We start from the raw sequence: 15037 nt of genomic DNA on the forward strand, positions 1-15037 counted from the left end.
CCATTCCGGTCAGGCCGCCGCCGTCAGGGCGGTCAGGCCGATCGTGGTGGCGAACAGCAGCGCGATCTTGCGGCCCGGCAGCCCCTTCCAGGTGCTGCGGAACGCGAACGGCGCCGCCGCCCCGACCAGGCCGAGGTACAGGAAGTACCAGAGGTGCTCGCGCACCGCGACCACGCCGGTGACGAGGCTGAACAGGTTGCCGGGGACGAGGCAGAGCACGGTGACGAGGAAGTACAGCCCGAAGGTCGTGCGCTTCCCGACCGCGATCCTGGCGGTGAAGACCTTGCGCTCCAGGACCGCCGCGAGCGAGAGGTACAGGGCCGCGACCAGTGAGAGCAGGACGATCCCGATCATGATGGCGCTGCGGACGGCGAGCTGCTCGAGCTCGGGGTCGCCGATCGCGTCGAGCGACTCCTGCGGCATCTCCTGGTCCACATAGGCCTGGAGCTGCGGGATCCTCGCCACCAGGAGGCCGACGATCACGAGATAGGCGAGCAGCCACAGCGGTCGGCTGGTGGCGGAGCGGGGCCGCTCGGCGGCGGCCGCCTCCTCCTCGATCGGAGGGGCGTCCCCGGCCTCGGGGGCCGGTTGCTGGTCCTGGGTGCTCAACGGTTCACTCCAATACGATGACGATCAGCTCGATGAGCCCCGCGAGCAGGATCATCGCGACCGCGACGGCGAGCAGTTTCAAGGAGTCGACGAGGCCGCGCACGTAGGTGCCGAACAGCGCCAGGCGCTCCTCGGCGGCGAAGACCCTGCCGATCACGGACAGGACGGGGTAGAGGCCGGCCGCCGCGGCGACCACGCAGCCGCCGAACTCGATCGGGGCGTAGACCCAGGCCGTGCCGAGGACCTCGCCCCAGCCCGCGTTGCCGACGGCCACCGCCATCGTCGCGCCGACGTAGGCGGAGGTCATCCCCAGCCCCAGCAGGGAGCTGACGCCGAGGGTCACCACGCCCGAGTAGAGGAGCATCGCCGCGCCGAGGTTCTGGCCGACGATGCCCGGCAGCGACTGGTCGTGGCCGCCGCCCTCGCCGCCGTCCGCGAAGACCTCGAGGCCGCTGAGCGAGTGGTACCCGACCAGGGCGCCGATGATGAAGACGGCCAGGCTCACCAGCAGCGCGGCGTAGCGCGTGCCGCCGGTGAGCCTGACCTGCGATGCGAGCAGCACCGGTCGGTCCTCAGGCGATCGCGGCGTTGCGCCCGGCCTGCATGGCGATCTGGCGCACCGTCAGGACGATCGCGCTGATGATGCCGCCGCCGAACGCGGCCATGACGATCGCCAGCGCGACGCCGCCGGCCATGATCGCGTTGAGGACCTGGGTCGCGGCGACCACCGAGACGCCGAGCGAGGCCGCGATCCAGGCGAGCGCGACGCCCGCCGTGAGCAGTCCGACGGCGCCGATTCCCGCCGCGACGGCGCCGAGCGCCTTCTTGCCGTTGTTCATTGGTCATCCTCTCGTGGGAGGCGGCTTCGGAGGTGTCCGCTCCTGGGCCGCCCGGTGTGGACCCCGGCGGACCGGGGCTGTGATCAGTCTTCAATCCCGTCGCCGCGGTGCGCAATCGTTCGGTCGCTCTTCGAGCCGAAGGGGTCACCGCGTGCGTCGGGGGGTTCAGATCCGGTCGCGCCCGGGCCGGTCGGCCCGGGCTTCGGCGGCGGCGAGCAGCACGACGGTGGCGGTCGCGAGCGCGAGGACCGCGCCGACCGCCGTCAGGGCCGCCTGGGGGTAGGGGGCGACGAGGTCGTTCGTGGCCGCCGCGTGCGCGCCCATCGCCGCGACGGCCGCCGCGCCGACCCACCAGCGGGGCCGGCCGGACCGGTGCAGCAGTGCGACGAGAGCCGGGACCAGGGCGCCGAAGACGGCCAGTCCCGCCACCGCGCCCCACACGGGGGCCGTGTCGGGAGCCGAGCGCGCGAACAGGAGCGCGACGGCGAGTGCCGCGCAGACGGCGACCGCGGCGAACGCGGGCCGGACGGCGGCGGTGTAGAGCTGCTGCATGGGTTCTCCTCCGATGGTTCGGCTCCTCGGCGCCGCGGTCCCGGGCACGGGCCCGCCGCTCCGATCGGGAAGCGTTGATCGGAGGGGCGGGCCCGGTCGGTCGCCGGCTAGGCCACCGCGGCGGCGGTGCCCACGCGGGCCACGATCGACCGCACGGTGAACATGATCGCGCTGATGACGCCGCCGCCGAAGAGCGCGATGACGATGGCCAGGGCGGCGCCGCCGACCTGGATCGCGTTGACGATCTGGCTGGCGGCCGCCGCGGAGATGCCGAGCGAACCGGCGACCCAGGCGAGGGCGATGCCGGCGGTGAGCAGACCGGCGACGCCGAGGGCTCCGGCGGCCGCGCCGCCGAGGATCTTCTTGAGCTGCATTGGTGTCATCCTCTCGTGGGGGCGGTGCGTCGCGATCGGTGTCCGCGATGCGGCGACGAACCGCTGTGTCGCGGCCGGACCGGTGTCCGGCCGCCACCTCACCCTCCCAGCGGTCGGCGATGCGGCACAAGCCCTCCGGGCGGTTATGAGCCGACCGGACCATGTTTCGGTCCGGCGGGGCACGCCGTCGCGCTAGCGGATCGCGGCGGCCCTGGTGCGGGAGTTGGTGACGTGGAGGATGGTGGCGTAGAGCGGGACCACCCACGGGAACACGCCGAACAGGATGGTGAGGGCGACGCCGCCTGCGATGACCGCGTCGACGATGCGGGTCGCGGTGGCGTGGGAGACGCCGTAGGTGGCCGCGACCCACATCAGGCCGACCGTGGCGGCGAGCAGTCCGACGGCGCCGACCGCGCCGGCCGCCGCTGCCGCCAGCCGGGTCTTCTTCGAGATGTGCTGCATGGGAGTTCATCCTCTCTCGGTGCGGGACCGTGCCGTGGATGTCGCGGTCCCGCCGCAGACGGATCGGGCGGGCGCCCGTCCGTACCCGAGACGATCGCAGTCGCCGCGATCGGCGCACAAGGAATGGCGACCGATTCGAGCCGATTGCGTCACCGGCCGCCCCATCGGGTCGGAGCGGGCCGTGCAGCGGCCGTTCGCCTACCGCGGGCGGACCGATTCGCCGTGGTCAGATGTCGAACCGCGACGGCGCGGGGGCGCCCATCCGCGTGTACGCGCGCTTCACCCGCTGCCGATACCGACTGGCCGTCACCTTGTCGCCCTTGGCCTCTGCGATCGCCGACATGATCCACAGCGACCACGACTCACCGGCGAGGTGGGCCGCGGCGCGCAGCAGGTCCGCCGCACGGGCGGCCGGACCGGCCGCACTCGCGATCCGTCCGTCCCTCAGGGCCGCCTCGGCCTCCACGTTCAGCGCCATGCCCTCGCAGACGCGGTAGCCGCCGTCGAGGGCCAGGCCGAGCGCCGTCGACGCGTCCGCCCGCGCGTCCTCGAACCGCCCGAGGCCGATGAGGGCGACGCCTCGCTGGACGAGCGCGTTGATCTCCGTGCCCTTGAGGTCGCTGCGCACCGAACCCAGGGCCTGCTCGACGGCGTCCACCGCCGCGGTGTGCCGGCCGAGCAGGTTGAGCGAGTATGCGACCGCCACCAGGCCCTCGGCCTCGTGCCGCCGGTCGCCGCTGGCCCTGCCCGCCCGGACCACCATCTCCGCGTAAGGCAGTGCGTCCTCGTGCTTGCCGAGGGCCGCGTACAGTTCCGCGAGGCTTCCGGCCGCGAGCGGCGAGAGCTCGCCGTTCCCGGACGCCGCCTCGATCCGCATGACCTCGTCCATGTGGCGCTCGGCCCGGTCCAGGTCGCCCAGCTCGACCGTCGCCGCCACGAGCCCGCACAGATGCGACCTGCGCAGTTGCGCATCGCCGATCCTCTCGGCGATGCGAAGACCCTCCGCGCGCAGCCGCACCTTCCGGCGCGGGTCCCCGAGCGTGCCGTAGACCGCACCGAGCGCACCGAGGTTGACGCTCTGGCCGCGCAGCCTGCCGTGCGCCCGATTGATCGCGAGCGCCGCCTCCCCGCGCTCGATCGCGACCTCGAGCCGACCGAGCAGCCAGCAGGCGAGCGTCATGTTGTGGAGCGAGGACGCCTGGCCCGCGACCCAGCCGATGCGCTCGGACAGCTCGGCCGCGCGCTCGGCGTGCTCGACGACCTCGGCGAAGTCGCGGGCCTTGGTGTACGCGGTCGAGATGCACAGCTCGGCCACCGCCTCGCCCCTCGCGCTCCCGTCCTCCCGAGCGCCGATCAGGGCCGCGTGCCCGAGCGCCAGGAAGTCCACGCTGTCCATGGCCGCCCACGCGTGGGCCCGGAGCGCGTCGGCCAGGCGCCACGCCACCGAGCCGTGCCCGTGCTCGGCGGCGTACCGGGCGATCGCGATGAGCTGCTCGCGCTCGTCCTCGAGCCAGCGCGTCGCCTCCTTCGGAGCGTCGAACCGCGGGGCGCCTTCGACCGGTTCGGGGTGCAGCAGCCGCGCATTGGCGGGGTACCGGCTGGCGCTGGCCGCGTCGGCGGCCTCGAGGTACCAGGTGAAGAGCCGCTTCAGCGTCTCGGTGCGGGGCGGGTCGCCGGGGTCGGTGAGGCCGTTGGCGTAGTCGCGCACCAGGTCGTGCAGTGAGAGCCGCCCGCGGGTGTCCCGGTTCGCCATGTTGGCGTTCACCAGCTGCGTCGCGGCCGCCTCGGCCGCCGCGGGGTCGGCGGCGGTCACCGCGGCGAGCGCGCCGACGCACAGGGACCCGACCGGCGCGAGGCCGAGCATCCGGAACAGGCGCCGGGCGTCCTCGGTCTGCGCGGCGTACGAGCGGTCGAACGTGGCCCTGACCGCGGCCTCGGGGCTGTCGCCGATCTGGAGGGCCGCCAAGGGGTCGCCGGTCGCGAGCCGGTCGGTGTACTCGACGACGCCCTGCGGGTGGTGCGCCAGGTTCGCGGCCGCGATCCGCAGCGCGAGCGGCAGGTGGCCGCACCGCCGGGCGAGTTCGCCGATGTCGGTGCTCCGCGCCGAGCGCGGCAGCCGCAGCAGCGACTTGAGCAGCGCGACCGCCTCGTCCTCGGCGAGCGGCCGGAGCGCGAGGTGGAAGCCGCCGTGGCGCGCGAGCAGATCGCCGAGGTGGTTGCGGCTCGTGACGACCACCAGGGAGCCCGGGCCGCTCGGCAGCAGCGGCGCGACCTGCTCGGCCGACCACGCGTTGTCGAGCAGGACGAGCATCCGCCGGTCGGCGGTCTCGGTGCGCAGCCGCGCGGCGGCCTGGTCGGCGTCCGCGGGGACCTCGTCGTCGGCCAGGCCGAGCGAGCGCAGCATCGCCGCCAGCGCCTCGATCGGCCGGAGCGTCGGGACCGCCGAGTGGCCGCGGAGGTCCAGGAACAGCTGCCCGTCGGGGTAGTCGTCCGCGATCCGGCGCGACCAGTGGACCGCCGAGGCGGTCTTGCCGACGCCCGCCATGCCGGAGATGACGACGATCGACGCGGGCGGGATGCCCTCCGCCGCGTCGCCGAGCCGGGCGGCCTCGAGCTCCCGCAGTTCGCCCTCGCGCCCGGTGAACGCGGCGACGTCCGCGGGCAGCTCCCGGGGCGTCGCCGCGGCCGGGGGCCGGACCTCGATCCGCGGCCCGGCGGGCGGGGCCCAGTCGCCTTCGACGCTGGCGGTCGAGACCGTCTCGAGCCGCTCGTCGCGGTGCAGGATGGCGTCGTGGACGCGCTGGAGCAGCGGCCCGGGGTCGATGCCCATCTCCTCGCGCAGCGCCTTGCGGCTCTCGCGGCACACCTGGAGCGCCTCGGCCTGGCGCCCGGACCGGTACAGCGCCACGGCCCGCAGCGCGGTGAGCCGCTCGCGGAAGGGGTGCTCGCGCGCCAGGTCCTCGAACTCGCCGGTCACGGTGGCGTGCATCCCCAGGTCGAGGCGCACCTCCAGCGACTCCTGGTGCACGAGTGAGCGGAGCCCGCCCAACCGCAGGGCCTCGGCGGCGACCGGTCCGAGGGACGGCACGTCCGCGTAGGGCTCGCCGCGCCACAGTCCCATGGCGCGCGAGTACGACTCGGCCGCCCGGTCGAGGCGGCCCTTTCCCCGCTCGCTTCTCGCGGCGGCCGATGATTCCTCGAACGCCTTGGCGTCGAAGTCGTCCGCGGTGACGAGAATGCGATAGCCGGCCGGTTCCCGGACGATTCGGTGCGCCGCTCCGAGTGTCCGGCGCAATCGATGCAGATAGACCATAAGGGCGTTTCGCGCGTTATCGGGCGGTGTTTCGCCCCCTATCGCCTCGGCGAGGGATTCGACCGTGACGACCTGCCCCGATCCCGTCAGCAGCGCCGCGAGCAGCCGCCGCTGCAAAGGCGCGCGGACGAGCAGCGGTTCGTCGCCGCGGGCGACCGCCATAGGACCGAGCACTTTGAATTGCAGCGTGTCCGACATTGCTCGCACCAGTCACCGGCCTCGCGAGGGGGTACGTGTACCGGCCAGGATAGTACGGAGCCGAAACCGAACGCCTTGCGCCGGTGGACGAGGAGCCGCCCCATGCGCGCGTTTTCTGACCTCCCGGTCCACATCGCCCGAATATCCTTGCGGCGCGCCGCCTCCGCGCCGATGCTCGACGCACCCCCTCATCGGATTGCGCGAGAAAGGAAATCCCTTCATGCGAGGAACAGCCACGGCACGGACCGCCACGGCGCTGGCGGCGGTCGCCGCCGCCCTGGCGATCGGAGCGGCCCCCGCCCAGTCGCATCAGACCCCTGTGGACACCGGATCGGAGGTCGTGCGGTCCCAGGCAGTCGTCACGCTCACCGGGGTCCTCCAGCGCGGCGTCGAAGGCGGGTGCTTCACGCTCCGCGCCTCCGGCGCCGAGTACGTCCTGCGCGGCGAGATCAGTGAATTCCTGCTGGGGCGGCGGGTCGTCGTGACCGGCGAGTGGAACGCGGACGCGGGCCCGTGCATGCAGGGCCGGACGCTCCTCGTCCACAGCGTGGTCCCCGCCTTATGAACACCCCCGCTGGCGTCGTGTAAGGGAGCTGTAAGCGGGGCCCGGCATCATGGAGGCCACGAGAAGCCCCGGCTCGCCGACGCACCGTGCGGGGATCCGGACGGTCCGTCGGCCTTCCCGCCGCCGCGGCGCCCCGGCGCGCACCCGCGCGCCGGAGGCGCCGCGGCGCCGGGCCGACCGTGAGCCGGTCGTGTAGTAAGGAGAACCTCCTATGCCCGGCAGCCGCTACCCCGATCTCGACCCCATAGACCACATCACCCCGCGCCAACGGCAGATTCTCATACACCTGGTGCGCGGCAAGACCAGAGAGGCCATCGCCAAGGACCTCTACCTGTCGAGGAGCACCGTCAACCGCGACATACGCGACATGACCCGCACACTCGGGGCCTCCTCGCCGGAGGCGCTGGGCGCGCTCGCCTACCGCGCGGGCTTTCTGATCGAGGAGCATTTCGGCGTCACCGCCGCAGCGGATCCGCTGCGGGTCTGACCCGCTCCGCGGACGGCGCGGCGCCGGGCGGCGAGGCGGCATGGTGGGCCGCCGCCCGGTCGAGCGCCGGTTCAGTAGCGCCTCCGGTCCCGCCCCGGCCGCACCTCGACGACCTGCGGCCTCCCGAAGAAGCGCTCGTCGACCACGGCGACGCCGGGCGCGAAGCGGGCGGCGGCCGCGGCGATCGCCCTCGCGCCGCGCGGCGCGAGCCGGACGCTGCGCGCGTTCAACATGGCCCCCAGGCGGACCGGTGACCCGTCGGGCCGAGCCTCGCGGCTCCGGCGCTGCTTCGCCGTCGGCTCCCGCTGCGAGACCCCGTACCAGTCGGTGGTCTTCTCGACGCCCACCCGCGACTCCCAGACGGGGACGAACCACAGCCACTTCCGGCGGATCCGCCACAGCACCACCCGCTCGACCTCGTCCCACGGCAGGTCCACGTCCGGCTCCTCGTCCCGCAGGTAGAGCCCGCCGACGGCCTCCGGGAACAGCTTGATCCCGCCGGGTCCGACCACCGCCGCGGCCGGACCCCGCAGCAGGTGGAAGGCCTTGAGGCCCGACCAGCCGAGCAGCGGCACGAAGAGGACCAGCACCCCGACCCACGCCGGCGCCTCGGCGTCCATGCCCTGGGAGTCCCGGTACGACACCGGCTCGGAGCCGGCGCTCACCAGCATCCACGGGAGGGCGACGAGCAGCGCGGCCGTGACCGCGAACAGGACGAGGTCGCGCGGGCGCACCCGTTCGACCACGGCGGTCTCGTGGGCGGCGTGCGAGGTCATGGCCGGTGCGCTCCTGGGGGAGGTCGGGGCTGGGGCCTCGCAGTCTACTGCCGCCGGACCGGGCGCGGGCGCACTCAGTCGCCGGGCACGGTCCGGTACCGCTCGATGTACTCCGCGCCCACGTCCGGCATGGGGGTGCCGTCGTCGGCGGCGAACCAGATCTCGTTCTCCAGCCAGTACCGGCACAGGAACGCCTCGAACGACTCGGCGCAGAAGCCGATCGCCTCGGGCTCCTCGGCCGCCCGGCCCTCCTCCGAGTCGAAGTACTCGACCGAGCAGACCACGGCGTGGTCGGTCCCGTCCTCGGCGAGGAACAGGTACCAGAACAGGCAGCCCTGCTGGTCGGCGAGGAACCGGATCAGGCGCCCGCCGCCGGCGACCGGCACCGTCCCGGCGTCGAGGTCGAGGTAGCAGGAGGTGTTGGACCGGATGCGCCCCTGGAGGTCCGGCGAACCCATGAACCGCGTGAACGCCGCAGGGAGCGGCACCCCCTCGCGCCCGCACGCGGCCCGCAGCGCCGCCAGCGGCGCCGCGACGTCGGCGCGGATCGCGCACGACTCCTGCGCGGGCTGCCGGGCGAGCCAGTCGAAGTCGCCGCTCATCGGGAACGGGACGTCGGGCAGGTCCTCGAACGCGTACCGGCCGTAGGTGCTGATGTCGGGCCGCGCCTCGACGCCGGCCTCCGACAGGCTCGTTCCCCACCAGTAGGGCCGGAACGGCGACTCGTGTGCTCTCATGCCGCCATTGTGCACGGACGGTCCGACATCCGGTCAGTCCTGGTCCAGCAGCGGCAGCGCCGGCCGGAACCGCGCGCCCTCGCCCGCGGCCGTCTCCAGTTCGACGTCGCCGCCGTGGGCCGCGGCGATCGACCTCGCGATGGCCAGGCCGAGCCCGGCGCCGGCGCCGCTGCCGCGGCCGCGGGACCGGTCGGCCCGGTAGAACCGGTCGAAGGCGCGGCCCGCCTGCTCCGCGGCCATCCCCGGCCGGTCGTCGGCCACCTCCAGCACGGCCCGCCCGTCCGCGGTGCCGACGCCGATGCGGACGCGGGTCCCCGGCGGCGTGTGGGCGGCCGCGTTCCCGACCAGGTTCGCCACGACCTGCCGCAGCCGCGCCTCGTCCGCGAGCACCGGCGCCCGTTCCCAGGGCCCGGAACTCACAGGGAACTCCGAGGAGCCCGCCCCGCATTCGCGGCTTTTCCGAGTTTTAGTCCGCCTGTTACCATCGGCCACGCTGTCACCGAGGAGAGGACCGTGCATTGACGGCCGCGACCGAAGCGAGCATCGAAGACCGTCCGACGCGCAAGGGGCTCCGGCGCTGGGGCAGGATCACTGAGCGGCCCCGTCCGGCCTGGACCGGCGCCGCCGTGCTTCTGGCCCTCGCCACCGCCGCGGCGGTCGGATGGAGCCTCCTGGACCAGCACCTCCCCGGCACGGGTGCCGCGCTCGCCTCCCAGACGGCGCTCAACGCGCTGATCGCGGTGGCGGCCTCGGGGGTCCTCACCGGACTCCTCTTCGTCACCGCGGGACGGTTCAAGGCGCTGCCCTGGGGGTACCTGTGGACGCTCGGCGCCTGCCTGATCCTGCTGCTCACCCTCGGCGCGGGCGCGAGCATGACCGCCTGGTTCGCGACCGTCGCGGTCCTCGTCGCGGGCGCGTCGCTCCTGGGCGGCGCCCTCGGCGGCCTTCTGTCGCGGCGGATGCGGCCCGGCCGCGGCGCCCTCGCGCTCGCCCTGGCCCTCGTCCTGCTGGCGGCGCCCGCCACCTGGCTGCTCACGGCGACCCACGGGAAGCCCGCGCCCGCCGACGCCGGCACCGCCCCGGAGTCCATCGAGGACGACCCGGCCGCCAAGGGCCCCTTCGAGGTCGCCGAACTCGCCTACGGCAGCGGCACCGACCGGAGGGAGGCGTACGGCGAGGCGGTCGACCTGGAGACGCCGACCGTGGACGCCTCCGCGATCGTCACCGGCTGGAACGCCGACCGGGAGTCCCTGTGGGGCTTCGACATCGAGCACCTGCCGCTGAACGGCAAAGTGTGGCACCCGCAAGGCGAGGGCCCCTTCCCCCTCGTGCTCATGGTGCACGGCAACAAGAGCAGCGCCGAGAACTCGGAGGACGGCTTCGCGTACCTCGGCGAACTGCTCGCGAGCCGGGGATTCGTCACCGCCTCGATCGACCAGAACTTCTTCAACACCGGCCCCCTCGACCGCTCCGGCGGCCTCGCCGGCGTCGAGGTCGCGCGCGGCTGGCTGCTGCTCGAGCACCTCCGCGTCTGGGACGAGTGGAGCCGAGGGGGCGACACGCCCTTCACCGGCCGCGTCGACATGGAGCGGATCGGCCTCATCGGGCACTCCCGCGGCGGCGAGGCCGTCGCCGTCGCCGCGCACCTCAACGGGCTCGACCACCTGCCCGGCGACGAGGCGGTCGCGCTCGACCACGACCACGGCATCCGGTCGCTCCTGGCGCTGGCGCCCTCCGAGGGCCAGTACGTGCCCGAGGACGGCCCGATCCGGCTCGAGGACGTCGACTACCTGGTCCTCCAGGGCTCCCACGACGCCGACGTCACCAGCTTCGGCGGACTCGACCAGTACGAGCGGGTGTCGTTCTCCGGCGAGGAGCCGCGCCTGAAGGCCGCGCTCTACATCGGACATGCGAACCATGGGCACTTCAACAGCCGCTGGGGGAGCCACGACGTGGGCAACGGCGTCCCCAAGCTGTTCCTCGACACCGAGGCGCTGCTGGAACCCGAGGAGCAGCGGCGGATCGCCGAGGTCTACGCGTCGTCGTTCCTGCGCGCGACCCTGGCCGACGACCGGTCCGACGCCGCCGTGCTCCGCGACCACCGCGCCGCCGCGGCGTTCCTGCCGGACACCGAGTACGTGAACCAGTTCGCCGACAGCGCGACCGTCCCGGTCGACGCGGCCGCGACGGGTTTCGCCGCGGAGGAGACGGTCGCCCTGGAGCTGCGCGGCGGCCCGGGCGAGGACGAGGTGCGGTCGCTCGAATGGGACGAGGGGGAGGACCCGGTGCTCACCGCGGAGGCCCCCGCCGGCCGGATGGACGGCCTGGTGTTCGACGCCGTCGCCCTCACCGGGGGGCTCGCCGACGCCGTGACCGTGCGCCTCACCGACGGCTCGGGGGCTTCGGCCGAACTCCCGCTCGCCGAGGTCATGCCGCTGGCGGACCTGATCCCGGGGCGGTACCTGAAGGCCGACTGGATGCACGCCGGGGCGCTGACCGAACCGGTGCTCCAGACGTACACGGTGCCGTTGGAGACGATCGCCGCGGATCTCGACCCGGCGGACCTCCAGACCGCGTCCCTGGTCTTCGACGCCTCGGCGAGCGGTGCGGTACTCGTCGACGACCTCGGCTTCACCCCGGGCGGGTGAGCGGGGGCCGCTCGGCGCGCTCTTCGTCGCCACCGGCAGGCGCAGCGCCTGCCGGTGGGCTCGGGACCGCACCGCCCCTTGCGGTCGGTGATGTTCGGCCGCGCTCGCACCCGGTCTCCGGCACCGCCGAAAGCGGCAGGGCGCTCCCGGTGCCCTGCGGGTGCGAACCGGGGCTGCCGGTCGCGTCCCGTCCCCAGCCTTCGTCACCGCCGCGAGCGGCGTTCACCGGGTGCTCGACCGCATCGTCCCGCATCGAGCACCGTTCGCCTTCGGCTCCTCCGCCTCAGTCGCGTTCGACGGTCGCGAGCTGGGTCCGGTTCGCGATGCCCAGCTTCGCGTACGCGTGCGACAGGTGCGTCTTCACCGTCGCCCGGCTCATGAACAGCTTCCCGGCGATCTCGGGGTTCGTCATCCCGGTCACGGCGAGCTCGACCACGCTCAGCTCGGTCGGCGTCAGGCTCGCCCACCCGCTCGACGGCCGCGCCCGGCTCCCGCGCGCCCGCCGCGCGTACGCCACGGCCTCCTCCAGCGACATCGACCGGCCCTCTTCCCGCTCCGGAGACGACTCCCCTTCTGCCGCAGGCATACCGAACTCCTCACGAGCCCGGTCGCACGCCCCCTGCAGCCGAGCCGCCTCCACATCGGAGCCCGCCGCCGCGGCCAGTCCGGCGAGCTGCTCCAGGCTGCGCACGCACCCGGGTCGCAGCCCGTGCTCGGCGCGCAGCGCCAGCGCCTCATGATGGGCGTCCTCCGCCTTCTTCCGATCGGTCTCCAGCAGCCCCGCCACCTCGAACGCGTCGGCGAGGAGCCCGGGCATCCCGAGCTCGCGCCCGGCCCGCGCCGCCAGCGCGGCGTGCTCGCCCGCGCCCGCCTCCCCGGACCGCAGCAGCGCCCGTGCGAGGCCGAGCCGCGACTGCGGGGCCAGCAGGTGCGCCGCGAAGCCGCCCGGGTTCACCAGGTCCCGCCCGAACCACTCGGCGGCCCGCCCGGCGTCCCCGGCGTCCAGGTGCAGCTCGCCGACGCAGGAGCAGAACCCGGGCATGAATGGCGGCGGCTCGACGCCCTCGACCACGCGGATCATCGGCTCGACCGCGGCCCAGGCGCTCTCGGGCCTCCCGGCCCACCGCTCCACCGTCGCGAGCGCGACCCGCGCCGCGCCGACCCGGTGGTAGTCGCCGAGCGGCTCGGCCAGCGCCAGCGCCTCGCGGGCCAGCTCGGCGGCCCGGCGCAGGTCGCCGCCGTGCGCGGTGCTCACCGCGAGGAGCCCGCACGCGGTCGAGGCGACCTCCCGGTCCCCGCGCGGCACCAGCCCCCGCCGCCCGGCCTCCAGGAGCGCCGCGGCCTGCCGGTGGTCGTCCCGCAGGTGGTGCACGATGCCCGCGAGCACGTCGGCGCTGTCGCGGACGAAGCCGTCGCCGAGCCGCGCGCCCCGCTCCCGGGCGTCGGCGGCCATGGCGCGGGCCGCGTCGAGGTCGTCGTAGAACCGGTCGATCGCGGCCAGCGCCAGTGCGAGCGCCGCCGAGCGCGGCTCGCCGACCTCCTCGGCCAGCGCGAACGCCGCCGCCGCGGTGCCGCTCCCCGCGGTCGGCTCGTTGGTGTCGGCGACCAGCGCCAGCCCGGTGAGCAGCCGGGCCTGGAGCGGCGTGCGCTCCCCGTCCCCGAGCGCGACGGCCCTGCGCAGCAGCGACAACCCCTCCCTGCCGCGCCGGCTGGAATGCCAGAACCACGGCAGTTCGGCGGCCAGGTCCCGCCCGCCGGAAGGATCGTCCAGCGACAGTCCCCAGTGGATCGCCGCGTGCAGGTTCTCGTACTCGTCCGAGACGGCGGCCCGCCAGGCGTCCTTGTCGGTCTCGATCAGCGGCCGCAGCGACCGGGCCAGCGCGAGGCAGGCCGCCAGGTGGCGGTCGCGCACCGCCGCGCTCTCACCGGCGTCGACGAGCCGCTGCTCGGCGAACTCGCGGACGGTCTCGAGCATCCGGAACCGCGTGACCGCACCGCCGGTGTCGGCCGTCAGCAGCGACTTCTCGACCAGGCGCCGCAGGCCCTCCAGGACGGCGACCGGCTCCTCGCCGGCGCAGAGCGCCTGCGCCGCCGCGGCGGTGAACCCGCCGCGGAAGACGGCGAGCCGCTGGAGCAGGCCCCGATCGGCCTCCCCGAGCAGGCCGTGGCTCCACTCCATGGAGGCGGCGAGGGTCTGGTGCCGGGCGGCGACGCCGTGCGGGCCCCGTACGAGGAGCCGGAACCGGTCGTCGAGGCCGTCCAGGATTTCCTGCGGGGAGAGGACCCCCGACCAGGCCGCCGCCAGCTCGACGGCCAGCGGCATCCCCTCCATGCGGGCGCAGGCGGTGGCGATGACCGGGTCGTCCGCGGCCCCCGCCGAATCCTGCGCGCGGGCGGCGAAGAGGCGCACCGAGTCCCCCCGGCTCATCGGCGGCACCCGCCACACCGTCTCCCCGGGCAGGCGCAGCGCCTCCCGGCTGGTGCAGAGGACGGTCAGCCGCGGGCACGACCGCAGCAGCTCGCCCACCACGTCGGCCGCGGCCTCCAGCACGTGCTCGCAGTTGTCCAGGCACAGCAGCAGCCGCCGCCCGGCCAGCTGCCCCGCCAGCACCGCCACGGCGTCCCGGTCGGCGATGCGCAGCACGCCGAGGGCGGCCGCGACCGAGGCGGTGACGGCCGCCGGGTCGGCGACCGCGGCGAGGTCGGCCCAGCGCACGTCCTCGAAACCGGCCGCGTCGTGGGCGGCGCGGATCGCCAGCCGGGTCTTCCCGCAGCCGCCGGGCCCGACCAGGCTGACCAGCCGCGCCGAGTCCAGCGCGGCGCCGATCGCCCGCAGCTCCTCCCCGCGTCCGATGAAACCGCTCAGCTCCAGTGGCACCCCGTCCATGACCCGAGTCTGCCACTCGGCCGGGCCCGCCGCCGATATCGGCCACCTGGCCGATTTTCCGGGCCGCCGAATCGACCAGCATGGTCTTCAACAGCGAGAACACCGAGGAGTGACGATGGAGAACGAGAATCGGACGGCGCCGCTCGGCCCCGACCCCGCCCTGGCGGCCCTGAACCGGTTCGTGGGGGACTGGGTCATGGAGGGCGGCCTGGTCGGCTCGGACGAGGTGAACATCAAGGGCAGGGCGAGCTACCGCTGGCTGCCCGGCGGTTTCTTCCTTGAGCAGCACGTCCAGATCGACTTCGCGGGCATGGCGCAGATCGACAGCTGCGAACTGGTCGGCTACGACCCGGCGACGGGGACCTACCCGTCGCAGGTCTACTCGAACATGTCGCCGCAGCCGCTGCCCTACACCTGGAAGGTCGACGGCGACGACGTGACCATCACCGTCGTGCACGGGCCGATGGACGCCACCTTCACGGGCCGCTTCAGCGGCGACGACGTCTTCGGCGGCGGCTGGCGCCCCAACCCGGGCGCCGACGAGGAAGTGAACGTCCCCTACGACGTGAGCGGGCACCGGGTCTGAACCC

14 protein-coding genes and 1 pseudogene are annotated in these 15037 nt (G+C 74.3%); 4 read left to right on the forward strand and 11 right to left on the reverse strand.

The annotated features are described in order from the left end of the window. Window positions 1–9: 9 nt before the first annotated feature. From LO763_RS19160 to LO763_RS19190, 7 genes are all read right to left on the reverse strand, one after another. On the reverse strand, window positions 10–609 hold the full coding sequence (locus LO763_RS19160; RefSeq protein ID WP_230787407.1) for a hypothetical protein: 600 nt from the start codon (window positions 607–609) through the stop codon (window positions 10–12). A 4-nt stretch (window positions 610–613) separates the two neighbouring features. Further along, entirely contained in the window at window positions 614–1171 is a 558-nt protein-coding gene (locus LO763_RS19165) for a stage II sporulation protein M (protein ID WP_230787410.1), read from the reverse strand. A gap of 10 nt (window positions 1172–1181) precedes the next feature. Then, complete coding sequence (locus LO763_RS19170; protein ID WP_230787414.1) at window positions 1182–1448, reverse strand: uberolysin/carnocyclin family circular bacteriocin; 267 nt, start codon at window positions 1446–1448, stop codon at window positions 1182–1184. Window positions 1449–1613: 165 nt separating this feature from the next. After that, window positions 1614–2000, reverse strand: a complete 387-nt coding sequence (locus LO763_RS19175) for a hypothetical protein (RefSeq protein ID WP_230787416.1) — start codon at window positions 1998–2000, stop codon at window positions 1614–1616. Window positions 2001–2107: 107 nt separating this feature from the next. Next, entirely contained in the window at window positions 2108–2374 is a 267-nt protein-coding gene (locus tag LO763_RS19180; protein ID WP_230787419.1) for an uberolysin/carnocyclin family circular bacteriocin, read from the reverse strand. Between the two features lie 192 nt (window positions 2375–2566). After that, window positions 2567–2836, reverse strand: a complete 270-nt coding sequence (locus LO763_RS19185) for a hypothetical protein (protein ID WP_230787422.1) — start codon at window positions 2834–2836, stop codon at window positions 2567–2569. A 226-nt stretch (window positions 2837–3062) separates the two neighbouring features. Then, on the reverse strand, window positions 3063–6347 hold the full coding sequence (locus tag LO763_RS19190; RefSeq protein WP_230787424.1) for an AfsR/SARP family transcriptional regulator: 3285 nt from the start codon (window positions 6345–6347) through the stop codon (window positions 3063–3065). A gap of 220 nt (window positions 6348–6567) precedes the next feature. On the opposite strand from LO763_RS19190, the gene LO763_RS19195 reads away from it, so the two are divergent. Continuing rightward, a complete protein-coding gene (locus LO763_RS19195; RefSeq protein ID WP_230787426.1) occupies window positions 6568–6912 on the forward strand; it encodes a DUF5818 domain-containing protein in 345 nt (114 codons plus the stop codon). A gap of 211 nt (window positions 6913–7123) precedes the next feature. Then, window positions 7124–7399 (forward strand): response regulator transcription factor, encoded by a 276-nt coding sequence (locus LO763_RS19200; protein WP_230787429.1) that lies wholly within the window; start codon window positions 7124–7126, stop codon window positions 7397–7399. 71 nt (window positions 7400–7470) lie between these two features. On the opposite strand, the gene LO763_RS19205 is transcribed toward LO763_RS19200, so the two are convergent. From LO763_RS19205 to LO763_RS19215, 3 genes and pseudogenes are all read right to left on the reverse strand, one after another. Continuing rightward, entirely contained in the window at window positions 7471–8175 is a 705-nt protein-coding gene (locus LO763_RS19205) for a hypothetical protein (RefSeq protein WP_230787432.1), read from the reverse strand. A gap of 74 nt (window positions 8176–8249) precedes the next feature. Continuing rightward, window positions 8250–8912 (reverse strand): hypothetical protein, encoded by a 663-nt coding sequence (locus LO763_RS19210; protein ID WP_230787433.1) that lies wholly within the window; start codon window positions 8910–8912, stop codon window positions 8250–8252. Between the two features lie 33 nt (window positions 8913–8945). After that, window positions 8946–9323, reverse strand: a pseudogene (locus tag LO763_RS19215) (sensor histidine kinase); the annotation flags it as partial. Window positions 9324–9430: 107 nt separating this feature from the next. Here LO763_RS19215 and LO763_RS19220 point away from each other — a divergent pair. Further along, entirely contained in the window at window positions 9431–11560 is a 2130-nt protein-coding gene (locus LO763_RS19220; RefSeq protein WP_230787435.1) for an alpha/beta hydrolase, read from the forward strand. 283 nt (window positions 11561–11843) lie between these two features. Here the strand turns inward: LO763_RS19220 and LO763_RS19225 are convergent, their stop codons facing one another. After that, window positions 11844–14447 carry a helix-turn-helix transcriptional regulator gene (locus LO763_RS19225; RefSeq protein ID WP_230787436.1) on the reverse strand — a complete coding sequence of 868 codons (2604 nt, stop codon included), beginning with the start codon at window positions 14445–14447 and terminating at the stop codon, window positions 11844–11846. Between the two features lie 115 nt (window positions 14448–14562). Here LO763_RS19225 and LO763_RS19230 point away from each other — a divergent pair, with 115 nt between their 5' ends. Continuing rightward, the gene (locus tag LO763_RS19230) at window positions 14563–15033 is read left to right on the forward strand and encodes a DUF1579 family protein (protein WP_230787438.1); all 471 of its coding nucleotides are present in this window, start codon (window positions 14563–14565) and stop codon (window positions 15031–15033) included. The last annotated feature ends 4 nt before the right edge of the window (window positions 15034–15037 follow it).

Source organism: Glycomyces amatae (genome assembly GCF_020991375.1).
GTDB lineage: Bacteria > Actinomycetota > Actinomycetes > Mycobacteriales > Micromonosporaceae > Glycomyces > Glycomyces amatae.

Excerpts from the sequence above, each read along its gene's own strand:
- LO763_RS19170 (WP_230787414.1), bottom strand. The coding sequence starts at position 1,448 with ATGAACAACGGCAAGAAGGCGCTCGGCGCCGTCGCGGCGGGAATCGGC.
- LO763_RS19175 (WP_230787416.1), bottom strand. The coding sequence starts at position 2,000 with ATGCAGCAGCTCTACACCGCCGCCGTCCGGCCCGCGTTCGCCGCGGTC.
- LO763_RS19180 (WP_230787419.1), bottom strand. The coding sequence starts at position 2,374 with ATGCAGCTCAAGAAGATCCTCGGCGGCGCGGCCGCCGGAGCCCTCGGC.
- LO763_RS19185 (WP_230787422.1), bottom strand. The coding sequence starts at position 2,836 with ATGCAGCACATCTCGAAGAAGACCCGGCTGGCGGCAGCGGCGGCCGGC.
- LO763_RS19190 (WP_230787424.1), bottom strand. The coding sequence starts at position 6,347 with ATGTCGGACACGCTGCAATTCAAAGTGCTCGGTCCTATGGCGGTCGCC.
- LO763_RS19195 (WP_230787426.1), top strand. The coding sequence starts at position 6,568 with ATGCGAGGAACAGCCACGGCACGGACCGCCACGGCGCTGGCGGCGGTC.
- LO763_RS19200 (WP_230787429.1), top strand. The coding sequence starts at position 7,124 with ATGCCCGGCAGCCGCTACCCCGATCTCGACCCCATAGACCACATCACC.
- LO763_RS19205 (WP_230787432.1), bottom strand. The coding sequence starts at position 8,175 with ATGACCTCGCACGCCGCCCACGAGACCGCCGTGGTCGAACGGGTGCGC.
- LO763_RS19210 (WP_230787433.1), bottom strand. The coding sequence starts at position 8,912 with ATGAGAGCACACGAGTCGCCGTTCCGGCCCTACTGGTGGGGAACGAGC.
- LO763_RS19225 (WP_230787436.1), bottom strand. The coding sequence starts at position 14,447 with ATGGACGGGGTGCCACTGGAGCTGAGCGGTTTCATCGGACGCGGGGAG.
- LO763_RS19230 (WP_230787438.1), top strand. The coding sequence starts at position 14,563 with ATGGAGAACGAGAATCGGACGGCGCCGCTCGGCCCCGACCCCGCCCTG.